Consider the following 15,311-nt stretch of genomic DNA (forward strand, 5'->3'; position numbering starts at 1 on the left):
TTGTATATCTTCTCGGTGTGTGTTCCGTTGATGTGTTCAAGCCTGTCATTCGCCTCAATTCCGTTTATGCAATAGTTGAAGTCGGACCCCGTGCTGTACCCTAGTCCAGGGAATGTGGCACTTCGGGTTACAAGGAAACTGTATCCGGGGCGCCACATCCAGGATGACGTGAAGAAGGTTGGCCAACGTGGATTTTGGCCTGCATTTGGAAAGAAGATCCAGTTTTTGGTCTTCGCGTCAACTTTCTTGCATTCGATAATCAACCATACGAGTATTCGGTCGTCGAGGGCTGGGCTAACAGCAAGAATATCGATCGCGCCGTGGACGCCGACTGCTGGTCCGACGGTGGCAGGATGCGTGAACGGCACCTCGAGTGCGACGTCAAATTGGCCGTGGCTTGCAATCCGAGTTCCGCAATGGTGCTGGAATGGGTATCCAGTCTGGTTGACGAGCGCACGAATTTTTTCTTCGTTGCCGATCACTGTTGCCCCCGGTCTGGCTTCCAATACTAGAGTCACGACGCTCCGGCGAGCACGGCGCGCCAGCGCCGCGCGCAGCCGCCGCGCGGCGTGATCAATAGTACTTGATCTCAAAACGAGCAATTCGGCAGCGCACGACGGTGGCCCACTGTCCGGTCTCGGAGGATGCCTGACACTCACGTCCCACCGCGGGCTTGGCCCCGCCGTAGCCTCCTGGCGTGGGCGTTTACGAGGATCCGGCGGCGGTGTCCCACGTCCTGGCGGCCGAGGCGCTTACGGCTGCTCTGGCACACAGGCTCCACACGCTTGAGCCCAACGCGGTGTTGGTGGGGTTGGCGCTCCACGACGGCGATGCTGTCTTCGTAGAGCGGTGGTGCCGTCGGATCGCACGCGAGAGCGCTGACCTGCGGCTCGTCGCCACGGCATCGCTCTGTCTGGGGCACGTCGCTCGACGCTTCGGAGACCTGGAACCCGCGTCAGTCGCGCTCGTCCGCCAGCTCGCCGAGCGTCCGGACCTCGACAGCAGGGTCCTCACCGCTCTTGATGACGTGACGTTCTTCATTGCAGATCCGCCCGACTCTAGGGGGCCAAGGCAGGGCAGCTAAGCCAAGCGTCAACCATCACCGGGGAGAAAACGTCAAGCATCAGGTGGGACTAGACATCCTGGTCGCCCTGATCGCCCAATCCGCAGTGATGCGCCGCAGCAACCACAGCGACAGCGGTAGAACCCGTGCCATGGCGGACAATGGAGGAGCGGCGCGGCGGACCGGCCGACGCTGGCTGTGGATCATCGCCGGGGTCGCCGGCGCTGGCGCGGTCGCCGCGGTCATCGGGATCTGGCACCTACCCGCCCGGATGTACCCGGGGACCACCGACGGCGCGGTCCAAGCCCGGGCAGCGCTGCAGGGCGGCCTGCTGACTGCGGCCGCAGCACTCACCGCGGTCGCGGGTGCGCTAGTCGCGCTGGACGAGACCCGCCAAGCCAACACCGAAACCAAACGGGCCAACGAGGCCGCCGACGTCCGCGAGCGGGCGGCGAACCTGAACACCCACGTCCGCGAGTTGTACGTCGAGGCGGCGAAGCTGCTCAACGACCCCGACAACCTCGGGGTTCGCTTGGCCGGGATCTATGCGTTGGAGCGGATCGCGGTCGACTCGCCGGGTGATCAGCGGACGGTCGTGGAGGTGCTGTCGGCGTTCGTGCGGACGCGCAGCACCGACCCGGTCCCGCGCACCCCGCCGCTGGCGCCAGACATCCGCGCCGCCGTCCAGGTCCTCGGCCGGCTGCCCCGTCGAGACGACGTGCCCCGCGCCGACCTCGATGGTGCCGAGCTGACCGGGACCGCCAGCCTCGAGGGCCTCAACCTAACTGCCGCTGACCTCCACCTAACTGCCGCTGACCTCCACGCCGTCCACCTAGGAGAGGCGGATCTGACCAGCGCCCGGCTGCGCAGGGGGGACCTGTCCAGCGCCCAGCTCAGCGGGGCGAACTTGGCTAGCGCCCAGCTGAGCTGGGCGGACCTGTCCAGCGCCCAGCTCAGCGGGGCGAACCTGACCAGCGCCCAGCTCAGCGGGGCGAACCTGACCGACGCCCTGTTGCGCGGGGCGAACCTGACCGACGCCTTGCTGCGCGGGGCGGACTTGACCGGCGCCCATCTGGAGCGAGCTGACCTCACCGACGCTCGGGGGCTGTCGCAGGGGCAAGTGGATGTGGCGCACGGGGATGCGGACACGCGGTTGCCCGTGACGTTGGTGCGGCCTGCGTCGTGGCCAATGCCGCCGGCGAGCTGACGGCGGTCGCCCACTTTTCAGCATCGCCTGTTGATGTTTGGTGGTGACGCTGGGTGGTGAACGGGATTTGGCGCGAGAGGTTGTGGATCGAGATCTCGGCCTTCTCGACGTCGTCGAGGAGGATGGTCTCGCTGTAGCCGAGGGTCTTGGCGATGGACTGGCGCTCGTCGGGGCCGAGGTTGCCTAGGGCCTCAATGAGCCCGAGCGGGTTGCCTCCGTGGCCGTGCTCGTCGTTGAACACGCGGGCGACGTGTGCTGTGACCACTCGGCGTGCCTCCCCGGGTGTGGCGTTCCGGGGTCTGCGATGCCCGCCGCGGCAGGTGTTGTCCTGGGACTTGGCGGGTTCGGGGAATGTTGACGAGCGGCCATGATCCGTTAGATTGCGCGAGGCCGGCCCTCGGCCAGAAGGCGGCGATCTCCTCGCGCAGGTCGAGCGAGATCCCGCGGTAAGGCTCGGTGGCGAGCAGGATGCACACCGCGACTGCGGGAAGCGCGACTGCCAACATTTGCCCGTCGTCTTGATCGCTGTTTTCGCCCTCTGGTGGCTGCGATTCGGGCTCGACAACGACCATCGGAGGGCCGAAACGGCGATCATGGGGAGGTCGGGGCCTGGCGGGCCTTGTCGGAGGGGGCAATGGCCGGCAGGGTCGCCAGGGAATCGAGTTGGCGATCAGGGCACCGAGGTGGGGCAGCCCGCCATGGGGACATCGAGATCCACCGCGGAGGGTCAACCCGGGATGAGGCCTACGGGAGCCAGCGGATGTAGCCCGGGGCCGCGCGGACCTCGTCGATCCGCCGGGCGGCTTCGACGGCCGCCGCCTCGATGGCGGCCGCGTCGTCCTCGGTCCAGGGTCGGGGTTGCAGCGAGTGCACGGACAGCCAGCCAGCCACCGCGTCGGCGACGACGACCGGCGCGAGCATCTGGGCCCGCACGCCGTAGACGTCCATCAGGGGCCGGGGCGGCGCCGGGTCCATGGCGGTGAGGTCCGGTTGGACCAGGACCTGACGGGTGGCCATGATCCATTGTGCGGTCGCGGCTCCGCGCTGGTCGAGGGAGTTGTCCGTGCTCATCGCGCGGACCCCGGGCGCGGTGCTCTCCGCGGCGCAGGGAAAGTTCATCCCTGGCGTGTCGAGCCGGAGGGTGACGCGGTCGGCGTCCAGCCGCCGGCGGAGCGCGGTGACGATCTCGGCGGCGACGTCACCGGGGTCGTGAATCATGGTGCCTCCTGGAGGCCATCAGGGACGCGAACGCGTCGGCGTAGCCGAGCGGGCTGGCCTCCGTCAGCCGGGCCGCGTGCCACAGGGTCGCGACGATGCTGTCGACGATGAGCGCGGCCCCGGTCGTGGCCAGCAGGTTGGTGCAGACGACCATGACCGGTTGCTCACCCAGGGCGCGGACGTGTGGCGTCGGGTCGACGGCGGCGAAGTCGAGGTTGCGCGAGATCCCGAGGGCCCGGGACGCGGCGACCGTGCGGCCCGAGGATCGGACGGTGGCGAGGACGGCCTCGTGGACGTCGTCGGTGTAGGGCGTGAGCACGCTGACCGCCTGAGCCCCGACGTCGTCCAGCGCGGCGAACATCGCCTCACGCGAGCTCAGGACGGGCAGGCCGTCGTCCAGCCAGAACCGGGAGGTCCCGGCCCACACGGTCAGGTCGACCTCGGCGTCGGCGAGCAACTCGGTCGCCGCGATGATCCGCGCGGGCGCGAACTGGCGGTCGGCCTCGCGGTCGATCCGCTCGACGGCCAGGCGGGTGCACACGACCTCTAGCCCGAGGACCGCGCGCACGTCAGCGTCGGCGAGGAACCGCTCGATCGTCGGGTTGGAGGAAGGCACGACAAGCCCGACCCGCCTCACGCGGGACACGCCGGCTCCGCCCGCGGCCCCGGCGCCGCCTCCGCCCGCGCGTGCGACTCCACCTCCAGCGCCAACTCCGCCCGAGGCTCCGGCCCCAGCACCGGCTCCGCCCGCAGCTCCGGCCTCGGCGCCGCCTGCGGCCGCGGCTCCAGCTCCAGCGCGCCCGCCGGCTCCGGTGAGGGGGCTCGGCGGTCGTAGCGGCGGGCCAGCGCGGCGCAGACCATCAGCTGCAGCTGGTGGTAGAGCATCGCGGGCAGGACGATCAGGCTGACGTCGCGGTGCGCGAACAGCACGGTGGCCATCGGGATCCCCGTGGCGATGGACTTCTTCGACCCGCAGAAGGTCACCACGATGCGGTCCTCGATCGGGAAGCCCAGCCGGCGGGATCCGTACGTCGTCGCCGTGAGCACGACCGCGAGGATCACCGCGTCCACGCCGATCACGCACAGCACCCGCCCGACGGTGACCTGCCCCCAGACGCCGGCGACGACGCCCGCGCTGAACGCCGAGTAGACGACGATCAGCACGGAGCCCCGGTCGACCAGGCCGGTCGCGGCGCGGTGGCGTTCGAGCGTCGCGCCGATCCAGGGCCTGGCGAGCTGGCCGAGCGCGAAGGGCGCCAGCAGCTGTGCGGCGATCCGCAGGACGGAGCCGGCGGAGACGTCCACCCGCGAGCCGAGCAGCAACGCCGCCAGCAGCGGGGTGACGACGACCCCGGCGAGGTTGGACACCGTGGCCGCGCAGATCGCGGCGGGGACGTTGCCGCGCCCGATGGCCGTGAAGGCGATCGAGCTCTGGACCGTCGAGGGCAGCAGGCACAGGAACAGCACGCCGAAGTACAGCCCCGGGGGCAGCACGGTCGGCTCCAGCACCCGCGCGGCCAGCCCGATCACGGGGAACAGGGCGAAGGTCGCGAGGAAGACGGTCAGGTGCAGGCGCCAGGACCGCAGGCCGTCCCACGCCGCCCGCGGCGCCAGCCGGGCCCCGTAGAGGAAGAACAGCAGCGCGACCACGGCGTCCGCCAGGTCGCCGACGACGTGTGACGCCTCCCCGCGCGCGGGGAGCAGGCTCGCCAACGCCACGGTCCCGAGGATCGCGACCAGGAAGCGGTCGACCCGGCCCAGCGCGGCCCGCCAGCGCCAGCCCCCCGGGACGGGCCGCGGCGCGCCTGTCGTCGTCACGCGGCCCACTCTAGCCTTTTGTCTACAAAAAACCGACCGCTCCCGATTGGCGATCATGGCCCGGACATGGACCGATACGCGTGGACACGCGACCGCGACGCTCGGGACATCGGCCCGCAACATCCTCGCCTCAGACTTTTGTCTACAAAAGCCATTCAAGCCGAGGTGGGTACCCAAATGATCGACTCCACGGACGACGTCCTCGCGCAGCGCGGCTTCTCGCGTCGCCAGGTGCTGCGGACCGGCACCGCGCTCGGCGTGGGCGGGGCGCTGGCCTCCTTCCTGGCGGCCTGCGGGTCCTCGTCCAGCTCGGGCTCGTCCGGCGCCGCCTCCGGCGGGCTGACGTCGGTGGCGCTGCAGTTCTGTTACCTGAAGAACGTCCAGTTCGCGGGCAGTTTCTTCGCCACCACGAAGGGCTACTACAAGGCCGCCGGCCTCAACGTGACGCTGCTGGCGGGCGGGCCGAGCCTCGCGCCCGAGCCGATCGTCGTCTCGGGCAAGGCGCTCGCCGGCATCAGCCACACGGCCGAGGTGATCGGCGCGATCAACAACGGCGCCGACATCAAGGTCATCGGGGCCGGCTTCCAGAAGAACCCCACGTGCATCGCGTCGCTCGCGTCGAAGCCGATCAAGACGCCGACCGACATGTACGGCAAGAAGATCGGTATCAGCGACACGAACGCGCCGATCTGGAACTCGTTCGTGAAGGCCAACAACCTCGACGTCTCGAAGATCACGGTGGTCACGGTCGGCTTCGACGTCACCTCGCTCGCCTCGGGCGAGATCGACGGGCTCATGGCGTTCGCCGCGAACGAGCCGGCGATCCTGAAGACCAAGGGCGTCGACACCTACGTGCTGCTGCTGAGCGACTTCCACTACCCGCTGATGGAGGACCTCTACATCGCGCGGACCTCGGACCTCGCCGACGCCACGAAGAAGAAGGCGCTCGTCGGCCTCATGAAGGGCGAATCCCTCGGCTGGGCCGACGTAGTGGCCGACCCCGACGGAGCGGCCAACCTGGCCGTCACGAACTTCGGCAAGGACCTCAAGCTCGACGCGGCCCAGCAGAAGGTCGACGCCGGCCTGCAGAACGCGTTCGTCGCCGACGCGGACACCAAGGCGCACGGGCTGTTCTGGATGACCGACGAGAAGATCGCCGGCACCATCGCGTCGCTGGGCCTCGGCGGGGTCAAGGCGTCGAAGGACATGTTCACCAACGAGGTGCTCCAGGAGGTCTACCAGGGCGGGAGCGTCCCGGCGTGACCAGCGTCGCCGAGCGGGAGGTGGCCACGGCCGCGCTCGATCCGGCGCCGGGACCGGGCGCGGGAGGGCCCGCCCCGGCGGCCGGGCTGCGGCTGTCGGGGGTCTCGAAGGTCTACGGGCACCGCGGCCGTGAGGTGCACGCCCTGGAGTCGATCGACCTGGACGTCCCGGCCGGCAGCTTCACGGCGCTGCTGGGGCCGTCGGGCTGCGGCAAGTCCACGATCCTTCGGATGATCGCCGACCTGGAGGCGCCGACGACCGGGACCATCCTGGCCGGCGGCGCCGCGCCCGGCGAGATCCGGCGGCGCCACCAGATGGGCGTCGCCTTCCAGGACCCGGCTCTGCTGCCGTGGCGCAGCGTGCGCAGGAACATCCGGATGCCGCTGGAGCTCGCCGGCCAGTCCGACGACGACGCGATCGCCGGGCTGATCGAGCTCGTCGGCCTGACCGGTTTCGAGACGAGCCGGCCGTCCCAGCTGTCCGGCGGCATGCGCCAGCGGGTGGCGATCGCCCGGGCGCTGGTGCTGCGGCCCGCGCTCCTGCTGCTGGACGAGCCGTTCGGCGCGCTCGACGAGATGATGCGCCAGCGGCTCAACATCGAGCTGCAGCGCATCTGGATGGAACGCGCGACGACGACCGTGCTCGTCACCCACTCGATCGCCGAGGCGGTGTTCCTCGCGGACACCGTCGTCGTGATGAGCCCTCGCCCCGGCCGGATCCTCGAGCGGTTCACGGTGCCGTTCGGGCGGCCGCGCCAGCCGGCCCTGCTGAGCTCACCGGAGTTCCACGCGGCCTGCGACCATCTCAGCGCGGTGCTGTTCTCCGGCGGGGTGCGGGCCTGATGGCGGGCGTCGACGTGGTCGTGGCCCGGCCCGCGCTCAGCCCGCGCGCCCAGCACCGGCTGTGGTCGGCCGCCGTCGCGCTCGCGGCGCTCGGGCTGTGGCAGCTGCTCGCGGTGACCGTGTTCTCCGGCCATTTCGTCGTGCCCGCGCCGACGTCCGTCGTCGCGCAGGCCTTCCGCGACGACCTGTACCTCAGCGACCTCGGCGTGACCCTGAACCTTGCCTGGAAGGGCTGGCTGATCGGCAACGGCGCCGCGTTGCTGCTCGCCGCGATCTGCCTCGTCGTCCCGGCCGCCGAGGGCGGGCTGATGACGGTGGGCGTCGCGACCTACTGCGTCCCGACGATCGCGATCGGCCCGCTGCTCGTCGTGGCCTACAGTCCGGACGGCGCCAAGATCGTGATGAGCGCGCTGTCGTGCTTCTTCATCACGCTCGTCGCGGCCGTCGCGGGCCTGCGGGCGGCGTCACCGGCGACCCTCGACGCGGTCAGCGCCTTCGGCGGCGGCCGCTGGCAGCAGCTGGTGAAGGTCCGGCTGCGCTCCAGCATCCCCCTGCTCGCCAGCGGCCTGTCGATCTCCGCGCCGGCCGCGATCCTCGGGGTCATGATCGGGGACTACCTCGGCGGCGACCGCGGGATGGGCGTCGTCATGCTCCAGGCCCAGCAGCAGCTCGCGGTCGAGCGGACCTGGGCCATCGCGCTGGTCAGCACGCTCGCCTGCGGCCTGGCGTTCGGGCTCACGGCGCTGGGGGCCGCTCGGCTCGGCGCCGACGTCGAGGCGCCGCTGGACGGCGGGTTCACCCCCACCCGGCGGCGCCACCACGGGCCGGCGCGGCTCGGGCTCGGCGTCGCGAAGGTCGCCGGGGCCGTCCTGTTCGGCCTGCTCGTCTGGGAGATCCTCATCTTCTTCAGCGGCCTGTCGTCGTACTTCGTCAAGTCGCCCGGCGACGTGTGGCACTACCTCGCCACCGGCCCGGACGCCGGCCATGCCCGCCACGTCGTGCTCAAGGCCCTGGGCCAGACGATGGTCGACGCCGGTTCCGGCTGGGTCGCGGGCACGGTGGCGGCGCTGCTCGCCGCGGCCGCGCTCACGCTGTTCCCGGCCGTCGGCTCGGCCGTCATGCCGTTCGTCATCGTGCTGCGGTCGGTGCCGCTGATCGCGATGTGCCCGCTCATCGGCCTGGTCTTCGGCCGGGGGCTGGTCGGCGTGACGGTCATCGCCGGCGTCGTCACGTTCGTGCCGTCGCTGGTCACGATCGTGGACGGCCTGCGCGCGGTCCCCAGCTCCGCCACCGACGTCGTGCACTGCTTCGGCGGCGACGCTCGCCACGCGCTGGGGAAGGTCCGGCTGCCGTTCTCGGCGCCGGCCCTGTTCGCCGCCGCGAAGATCTCGATGCCGGGCGCGGTGCTGGGCTCGGTCCTCGCCGAGTGGCTCATCACCGGGCACGGGCTCGGCTACGCGATGGCCTACGACGTCATCAGCAGCAACTACATCAACCTGTGGGCGTCGATCACGGTGATCCTGATCGTCTCCCTCGGCCTGTACCTGGTAGTGGGCGCCCTGGAGAGCGCCGCCCGCGAACGCATCCGATGACCACCTCGCCCCGGCACGGCCGGTCGGCATCGCTTCCCAGACCATGATCGCGACTTTGGCCCTCCGGTGGTTGCAATCGGGCCCGATTCACGACCACCAGAGGGCGAAAACGGCGATCACTCCGCCGGGCCACCTCCGCCGGGCCACCTCGCGGGGCCACCTCGCGGGGCCAGGACTGCCCAGCACTACCACGAGGAGCGCAGCGTGCCCCATCCCGACGCATCCCCATCCCTCAGTTCGGCCCTGTCCCCCAGCCCGGCCCGGTATCCCAGGGCGTCGATGCACGTCGTCCCGATGCTGGCGCCCAACGACACGGCGGCCTTCCGAGCGTTGTTCTCCTCCGGCGGGGTCGACCCCGCGTCGGTCGTCGCGCTCATCGCCAAGTCGGAGGGCTCCGGGCTGCACAACGACTACGCGCGGGTGTTCGCCGACGTGTCGCTGCGGACCGCGTTGGCCGAGGCGCGCGGCTGCCCGGTCGAGGACCTGGCCGACTCCGTGACCGTCGCCGTGTCGGGCGGCTCCCCCGGCGTCATCTCGCCGCACGTCACCGTCGTCACCCAGGAATGGGTGCCTGACCTGCCCGCCGGCCTGCCGGGGGTGGGCCTGGTCGTGGGCCGCGGCCACACCGAGCCGATCCTGCCCGAGGACATCGGGCGCTGCGCCCAGGTCGACAAGGTCGCGGACGCCGTCGCGGCGGCCATGCTGGACGCGGGCGTGACGGACCCGGCGGACGTCCACCTGGTCATGGTCAAGGGACCGGCACTGTCCTCCCGGGCGGTCGCCGACGCGCTGTCCCGGGGCCAGACCGTCGTCACCGGGGACTACGGGATCGGCCCGATGGGCTCCATGTGCTGGTCGAACGACGCCTCCGCGCTGGGGGTCGCCGTCGCCCTCGGTGAGGTGAAACGAGACCTCGTCGCGGACGATAGGATCCGCAGTGATTGGGACCTGTTCTCCGCGGTGGCCGCGACGTCGTCCGGTGGGGAGAAACGCGGTGGTGAGGTACTGCTGCTGGCCAACAGCGCCCAGTCAGCCAGCGAGCTGCGGATAGGGCACGGAATCACGAGGGACATGGCGGACACCGAGGGCATCAAGACGGCGATTCGGACCGCGGGGGTGGATTTCGACTGTTGCCTCTCGCCGGCCCAGCAGGCCCAGGTCGTTCAGGTCTTCGGCAAGTTCGTGCTGCCCGGCAGCGACGTTCTGCGCGGCCAGCACATCACGGCCCTGGACGACCACGAGGCGCACCACGTCGCGAAAGCGGTGGGCGGCGCGCTGGTCGTCAGCATCACCGGGCAGCCGATGTCCTTCATCTCCGGCGGAGAGCGGAACTCCCACATGGGGCCACCCGGCGGCAATCCCGTGGCGGCCGTGGTCCGGCGGCTGCCCGCATGAGTGCCTCGACCTCCCATAACCCAGGGTCGGACAACGTCAGGTCGTCGGACAACGTCAGGTCGTCGGACAACGTCAGGTCAGAGGACGGGGCCGACACCCGGATCGAGCAGCTCAGCCTCGTCGACCATGCCATCGCCAAGATCCGTGATCTTCTCCTGACCGGGACGATCGCGCCCGGCGAACGGGTCCGCGAGGAGTGGCTGACCGAACGCCTCGGCATCAGCCGGCCGCCGCTGCGCGAGGCGATGCAGGTGCTGGTGCACCAGGGCCTGCTCCAACGCCTGCCGCGCCGGGGCGTCCGCGCGGTCAACCTGACCGACAGCGACATCTGGGAGATCTACTCGCTGCGGGCCGTGCTGGATCGCTTCGCCCTGGAGCTCGGCGTCCCGGTGATGTCCCCCGACCTGCTGACGCCGATGCGGACGGCCGTCGCCGCGATGCGCGCCGCGGTGAAGGCCGACGACCGGGCCCGCTACGTCGAGGCGAACAGAGCCTTCCACCTGGCGATGATCGCCCTGGGCGGGAACAGCCGCCTGACCAGCAGCTACGAGAACCTGATGAACCAGATGCAGCTCGTCATGAGCGTCAACCTGGCCCGGGAGTCGGGCACGGACCGGCTGGCCGGCGTGCGCCGCCACGAGGAGCTGCTGGCCGCGATCGAGAGCGGCGACCTGAACAGGGCACTCGCCGCGCTAGAGGCGCACGGCGAGCTCCGCTACTTCAAGCACTGAGCCGCCCTTACAGGCGGACCTGCCGCGAGGTGCCAAGGGCCGGGCCTGGGACGGTTCCGGGGCTCACGGTGTCTCCTGAAGCGCGGACGTCTGTGTCGTCGGTGCGGTGATCGCGGTCGCAGTGTCGAGGACGTCGTATTCCTGGACGGTGATGTCCTTCAGCGCCGGGTTGGCGAACAGCCCCTGAAACAGGTCGGTCTCGCGTGAACGATCGGCGTCGCGCCGCGAGGCGAACAGGTACACGCCGCCGAAGGTGGCGGAGACTGTGTCGCTGAGCCACCATTTGCCGAGCAGGCCCGGCCAGGCAGTGAACTCCGGGGCGATCTGCACCGCGTGGGCGTTGTAGGACTCGACCGGGATCGTCAGCCCGAAAGTGACAATACGGATGCGCATGGCGGCGACTCCCTTTCTGGGTGGATTCGCAGCCGACGATAGGAAGCCGGCGTGGGGCGGCGCATCGGCGGAACGCTCCATCCGCGGATGGAGCGCCGAATGGAGCGTCCTGCCGATGCGGGCAGCGCCGTCACGCGCCTACCGTCGCCGGACATGTTCGCCAGCCAGTTGGCCGCGGACGACGACCCGACCGCGCGCACCCAGGAGCAGCCCATGCCCGCCACCGACTCCCTTGAACTCGACGAAGCCCGGCTGGGCGAGTTCGTTCACCGCTTCATCACCGACCTGGGAGCGGCGCACCACGCCGTCACGGTCGTCGTCGGCGACCGGCTCGGGCTCTACCGCGCCCTGGCCGGCACCGGACCGGCGACCGCAGCCGAGGTCGCCGACGCCGCGCGATGCGACGAGCGCTACACGACGGAATGGCTCAACGCGCAGGCCGCGTCGGGCTATTGCGAGTTCGACCCGGCGACCGGCCGCTACCATCTCACGCCGGAACAGATCGCCTGCCTGGCTGATGAGAACTCACCGGTGTTCCTCACGGCGGGGATGCTGCTGGCCGCATCGCTGTTCAAGGACGAGGAGCGGCTTACCGAGGCGATCCGCAGTGGGGCCGGCGTCGGGTGGGGCGAGCATCATCACGATCTCTATGTCGGCGTGGAGCGGTTCTTCCGCGCTGGCTATGCCGCGAATCTGGTGTCCAGCTGGGTCCCCGCGCTCGACGGCGTCGAGGAGAAGCTGCGCGCGGGCGCGCTGGTGGCGGATGTCGGCTGCGGGCACGGTGCGTCGACGATCCTGCTCGCCCAGGCCTACCCGAACTCCACGATCGTCGGCTTCGACAACCACGCGCCGTCGATCGACGCGGCTCGTGCCGCCGCGAGGACGGCGGGTGTGGCCGACCGCGCGCGGTTCGAGGTCGCGTCGGCCCAGGACTTCCCCGGCGAGGAGTACGCGCTGGTCTGCGTCTTCGACGCGCTGCACGACATGGGTGATCCTGTCGGCGCTGCACGCCACATCCGTGCGTCGATCGCCGGCGACGGAACATGGTTGCTGGTCGAGCCGATGGCCGGCGACAGCGTGGCTGCCAACCTGAACCCGATCGGCCGGCTGTTCTACTCGGCGTCCACCCTGGTCTGCACGCCGGCAGCGCGGTCGCAGCCCGGTGGATGGGCGCTCGGAGCCCAGGCCACCGACGCGCAGCTGCGCGGCGTCGCCGAGCGGGGCGGCTTCACCCGGTTCCGGCGTGCCGTCGACACGCCGGTGAACCGGATCATCGAGATCCGTCCCTGACCTAAGGTCGACGGGGGGCCGGCCGGCGAGGCGCCCGGCCGGACCGCGAGGACGCCCACGGCCGCCGGACAGCAAAGAACTACTGAGGCGCTGCACTAGCATGCCGGCATGAGCCAGCCGCTCCCGCGGGGGTCCGTCTCCGATCGCCTGGCGGCCGCCGCGGCGGTGGCCCTGGTGGGCCGGGCCGAGGAACGAGCACGCCTGGCCGCGCTGCTCGCCCCGCACGGACCGGCGGCCGTGTTCGTGCACGGACCCGGCGGGATCGGCAAGACCGCTCTCGTCACCGGCACGCTGGCGTCGACGTCGCTGACCTGCGTGAGTCTCGACGGGCGCCAGCTGGAGCCGACGGCACCCGGGGCGCTGGCCGCGCTTGGCGCGGCGCTGGGAGGTCCCACCCCGTCGACCGTCGCGGCCGCGGAGCGGGTGGCCGCCGCCGGGGTCGACGTCCTGGTGATCGACAGCTTCGAGCGGCTCAACCTGCTCGACGGCTGGATTCGCAACGAACTGATCGCCGGCCTCCCGGCCACGGTCACCACCCTGCTGGTCGGCCGCCGCGGGCCGAACTCGGCCTGGCGCACGGCTCCTGGGTGGCGCTCGCTTCTCGGCGAACTGCTGGTCGGGCCGTTGACCTCCGAGGACGTCGACAAGCTCCTGGCCGCCCGCGGGGTCGAGGGCGACGACGCCGCGCGGATCCGGGGGTTCGCGCGGGGACATCCGCTGGCCGTCGTGATGGCGTGCGAGGCACTGGCCCGCCGGCCCGGCTTACCCCTCGGCTCCGGTGCGCCGGCCGAGGTGGTCGAGGACCTGTTCGCGGTCATACTCGACGGCCTCTCGCCACCCGAGCGAGCCGTAGCCGAGGCGGCGTCGGTCCTGCGCCGGGCGACGCTGCCGCTGCTCGCCGCGGTCGTCGACGAGCCGGACGCCGAGCAGGCCTGGCGGACACTACGCGGACTTCCGTTCGCGGTGACGACCGCTACCGGCGTCGAGCTCGCCGGGTTGGCGGCCCCCGTGCTCCTGGAGGCCCTTGAGCTGCGCGACCCGGTCCGGGTCCGGACGATCAGGACGGCCGCCGCCCGGGCCATCCTCGATTCCCTCGCCCAGGGCCCGGATTGGGAGGGCACCGCCGATCTGCTGCATCTCGTCCAGAACCCGATGATCCGCAATGCGTACGCACCGCCGGGGATGCTGGCGCACCCGGCCGAGCAGGCCCGCGGCGACGACCGCGCCGAGATCGTCGCCATCGCCGCCCGGTTCGGCGGGCAGGTGACCGCCAGGCTCGCCGAACTGTGGTGGCAGGCTCGACGGGACGCCTTCGCCGTGGTCCGTGCGGCCGACGGTGGCGTCGCCGCGTTCTCGGTCACCGCCGCCGTTGACGACGTGGCCGAGCCGGTGCGCGCGGACCCGCTGGTCCAGGCGGTCGCGGACCATCTGCTGGACGACCCGATGCCCCCTGATGCCCATGCCGTGGTGTTCCGTTGGGCGCTGGGTAACCGGCACGGCGAGCGGCCCACCCCCGAGGTGGCGGCGCTGGTCACGGACCTCAAGCGGACCTATCTGCAGATGCGAGCGACGCTGCGCCGCGTGTACACGGCCGTCATCGACTGGCCGGCCGCGGCACCAGTGCTGCGGGTGATGGGATTCGACCTGCTGACCGAGGTCGGCGTCGGTGAGCAGCGGCACGTGCTCGCGTGCCTCGACTTCGGCCCCGGCGGTGTTGACGCGTGGATCGGCCGACACGTCCTTGCCGAACAGGCCGGTCCGGTCGGTCACCGGCCATTGCCTCCCGTCGAACACGCCGACCCGGACGCGGACCCAGGCGTGCTGCCTGCGGCGAACCGGCCCGTTGTGTTCAGCCTGACCGCGCGGGAGCAAGAGGTGCTGGCCCTGCTCGCCGAGGGGTTGACCAACGCGCAACTGGCCGCGGAGCTGTTTATCAGCGAGCGCACCGCCAACCGGCATGTAAGCAACATCTACACCAAGCTCGGCGTGCACAACCGCACCCAGGCGGCCCGAGCCGCCGTCGCCGCCGGCCTGACCGGCTAGCACCGAGCTCGCCTTACCCAGCCGTCCCCGCGCGCTGGACGCGGCAGTCGAGCTGGAGGGCCGGCGCGGACGCCAGCGTCGCGAGGAAGTCCTCCGGGTCGCGATAGGGCCGGTCGGGCACCAGCTGGCCGGCGACCGGGAAGACGGCGCCCTCGGTGGCGAACGGATACGGGTCGAGGGCGAGCGCGAACGCCCCGACCGAGCGGCAGGTGAGCACGCCCTGGCCGCCACCAAGAGCCGGCAGCGGCGCGATCGTGCCGTCGGCGCCGTGCCGGAAGGCGAACTGGAGCGACAGCCGGTCCCAGACCTGGAGCAGCAGGTAGTGCTGGCGGACGACCGGGTCGTCGAACGCGGGCGCCGGCGTCGGGTGGCCGCGCACCGCGCCGAGCAGGTCGCGCTGGAGCCGGTCCATCTCGGCGAGGAACTCGGTCACCAGGGCCTGCTCGTGGGCGGTCA

At 71.0% G+C, this 15,311-nt stretch carries 15 protein-coding genes; 9 read left to right on the top strand and 6 right to left on the bottom strand.

The genetic code is table 11. The features are described 5' to 3' along the window. Nucleotides 1-518: hypothetical protein (locus I6A60_RS38230; RefSeq protein WP_203055839.1), on the bottom strand; the 518-nt coding region annotated here is incomplete at its 3' end. A 179-nt stretch (nucleotides 519-697) separates the two neighbouring features. Here I6A60_RS38230 and I6A60_RS38235 point away from each other — a divergent pair. Together I6A60_RS38235 and I6A60_RS38240 are read left to right on the top strand one after the other, a co-directional pair. Next, nucleotides 698-1,084 (top strand): hypothetical protein, encoded by a 387-nt coding sequence (locus tag I6A60_RS38235; RefSeq protein WP_307874083.1) that lies wholly within the window; start codon nucleotides 698-700, stop codon nucleotides 1,082-1,084. A 130-nt stretch (nucleotides 1,085-1,214) separates the two neighbouring features. Further along, nucleotides 1,215-2,270, top strand: coding sequence for a pentapeptide repeat-containing protein (locus tag I6A60_RS38240; RefSeq protein ID WP_203025402.1), 1,056 nt, complete (start codon nucleotides 1,215-1,217; stop codon nucleotides 2,268-2,270). A 744-nt stretch (nucleotides 2,271-3,014) separates the two neighbouring features. On the opposite strand, the gene I6A60_RS38245 is transcribed toward I6A60_RS38240, so the two are convergent. The 3 genes from I6A60_RS38245 to I6A60_RS38255 are packed head-to-tail and all read right to left on the bottom strand — an operon-like array spanning nucleotide 3,015 to nucleotide 5,429. Next, nucleotides 3,015-3,488 carry a GAF domain-containing protein gene (locus I6A60_RS38245; protein WP_203025403.1) on the bottom strand — a complete coding sequence of 158 codons (474 nt, stop codon included), beginning with the start codon at nucleotides 3,486-3,488 and terminating at the stop codon, nucleotides 3,015-3,017. After that, nucleotides 3,469-4,134, bottom strand: coding sequence for a hypothetical protein (locus tag I6A60_RS38250; RefSeq protein ID WP_203025404.1), 666 nt, complete (start codon nucleotides 4,132-4,134; stop codon nucleotides 3,469-3,471). Before I6A60_RS38250 ends, I6A60_RS38245 begins: the two co-directional genes overlap by 20 nt. Next, complete coding sequence (locus I6A60_RS38255; protein ID WP_238437113.1) at nucleotides 4,122-5,429, bottom strand: bile acid:sodium symporter; 1,308 nt, start codon at nucleotides 5,427-5,429, stop codon at nucleotides 4,122-4,124. The genes I6A60_RS38250 and I6A60_RS38255 overlap by 13 nt, the downstream gene beginning before the upstream one ends. A 54-nt stretch (nucleotides 5,430-5,483) precedes the next feature. Between I6A60_RS38255 and I6A60_RS38260 the strand changes: the two genes are divergently transcribed. The 5 genes from I6A60_RS38260 (at nucleotide 5,484) to I6A60_RS38280 (ending at nucleotide 11,129) form a co-directional block, all read left to right on the top strand. Continuing rightward, nucleotides 5,484-6,569: an ABC transporter substrate-binding protein gene (locus I6A60_RS38260; protein WP_203025405.1), complete on the top strand. Its 1,086-nt coding sequence runs from the start codon at nucleotides 5,484-5,486 to the stop codon at nucleotides 6,567-6,569. After that, complete coding sequence (locus I6A60_RS38265) at nucleotides 6,566-7,411, top strand: ABC transporter ATP-binding protein (protein ID WP_203025406.1); 846 nt, start codon at nucleotides 6,566-6,568, stop codon at nucleotides 7,409-7,411. The genes I6A60_RS38260 and I6A60_RS38265 overlap by 4 nt, the downstream gene beginning before the upstream one ends. Further along, nucleotides 7,411-9,003, top strand: a complete 1,593-nt coding sequence (locus I6A60_RS38270; protein ID WP_203025407.1) for an ABC transporter permease — start codon at nucleotides 7,411-7,413, stop codon at nucleotides 9,001-9,003. Before I6A60_RS38265 ends, I6A60_RS38270 begins: the two co-directional genes overlap by 1 nt. A 204-nt stretch (nucleotides 9,004-9,207) precedes the next feature. Continuing rightward, nucleotides 9,208-10,398, top strand: coding sequence for a ring-opening amidohydrolase (locus I6A60_RS38275; protein WP_203025408.1), 1,191 nt, complete (start codon nucleotides 9,208-9,210; stop codon nucleotides 10,396-10,398). Continuing rightward, a complete protein-coding gene (locus I6A60_RS38280) occupies nucleotides 10,395-11,129 on the top strand; it encodes a GntR family transcriptional regulator (protein ID WP_203025409.1) in 735 nt (244 codons plus the stop codon). Before I6A60_RS38275 ends, I6A60_RS38280 begins: the two co-directional genes overlap by 4 nt. A gap of 63 nt (nucleotides 11,130-11,192) precedes the next feature. On the opposite strand, the gene I6A60_RS38285 is transcribed toward I6A60_RS38280, so the two are convergent. Continuing rightward, nucleotides 11,193-11,603: a YdhR family protein gene (locus tag I6A60_RS38285; RefSeq protein ID WP_203025410.1), complete on the bottom strand. Its 411-nt coding sequence runs from the start codon at nucleotides 11,601-11,603 to the stop codon at nucleotides 11,193-11,195. 132 nt (nucleotides 11,604-11,735) lie between these two features. On the opposite strand from I6A60_RS38285, the gene I6A60_RS38290 reads away from it, so the two are divergent. Both I6A60_RS38290 and I6A60_RS42450 read left to right on the top strand, forming a co-directional pair. Then, the gene (locus I6A60_RS38290; RefSeq protein WP_203025413.1) at nucleotides 11,736-12,812 is read left to right on the top strand and encodes a class I SAM-dependent methyltransferase; all 1,077 of its coding nucleotides are present in this window, start codon (nucleotides 11,736-11,738) and stop codon (nucleotides 12,810-12,812) included. Between the two features lie 108 nt (nucleotides 12,813-12,920). Beyond that, nucleotides 12,921-14,855, top strand: coding sequence for a helix-turn-helix transcriptional regulator (locus I6A60_RS42450; protein ID WP_238437111.1), 1,935 nt, complete (start codon nucleotides 12,921-12,923; stop codon nucleotides 14,853-14,855). A gap of 13 nt (nucleotides 14,856-14,868) precedes the next feature. Here I6A60_RS42450 and I6A60_RS38300 read toward each other — a convergent pair. After that, nucleotides 14,869-15,311: DUF3891 family protein (locus tag I6A60_RS38300; protein ID WP_203025411.1), on the bottom strand; the 443-nt coding region annotated here is incomplete at its 5' end.

The organism is Frankia sp. AgB1.9 (assembly GCF_016786355.1).
GTDB lineage: Bacteria > Actinomycetota > Actinomycetes > Frankiales > Frankiaceae > Pseudofrankia.

Coding starts and splice junctions, on each gene's coding strand:
- I6A60_RS38285 (WP_203025410.1), bottom strand. CDS start 11,603: ATGGAGCGTTCCGCCGATGCGCCGCCCCACGCCGGCTTCCTATCGTCG.
- I6A60_RS38260 (WP_203025405.1), top strand. CDS start 5,484: ATGATCGACTCCACGGACGACGTCCTCGCGCAGCGCGGCTTCTCGCGT.
- I6A60_RS38270 (WP_203025407.1), top strand. CDS start 7,411: ATGGCGGGCGTCGACGTGGTCGTGGCCCGGCCCGCGCTCAGCCCGCGC.
- I6A60_RS38240 (WP_203025402.1), top strand. CDS start 1,215: ATGGCGGACAATGGAGGAGCGGCGCGGCGGACCGGCCGACGCTGGCTG.
- I6A60_RS38245 (WP_203025403.1), bottom strand. CDS start 3,488: ATGATTCACGACCCCGGTGACGTCGCCGCCGAGATCGTCACCGCGCTC.
- I6A60_RS38255 (WP_238437113.1), bottom strand. CDS start 5,429: ATGTTGCGGGCCGATGTCCCGAGCGTCGCGGTCGCGTGTCCACGCGTA.
- I6A60_RS38280 (WP_203025409.1), top strand. CDS start 10,395: ATGAGTGCCTCGACCTCCCATAACCCAGGGTCGGACAACGTCAGGTCG.
- I6A60_RS38290 (WP_203025413.1), top strand. CDS start 11,736: ATGCCCGCCACCGACTCCCTTGAACTCGACGAAGCCCGGCTGGGCGAG.
- I6A60_RS42450 (WP_238437111.1), top strand. CDS start 12,921: ATGAGCCAGCCGCTCCCGCGGGGGTCCGTCTCCGATCGCCTGGCGGCC.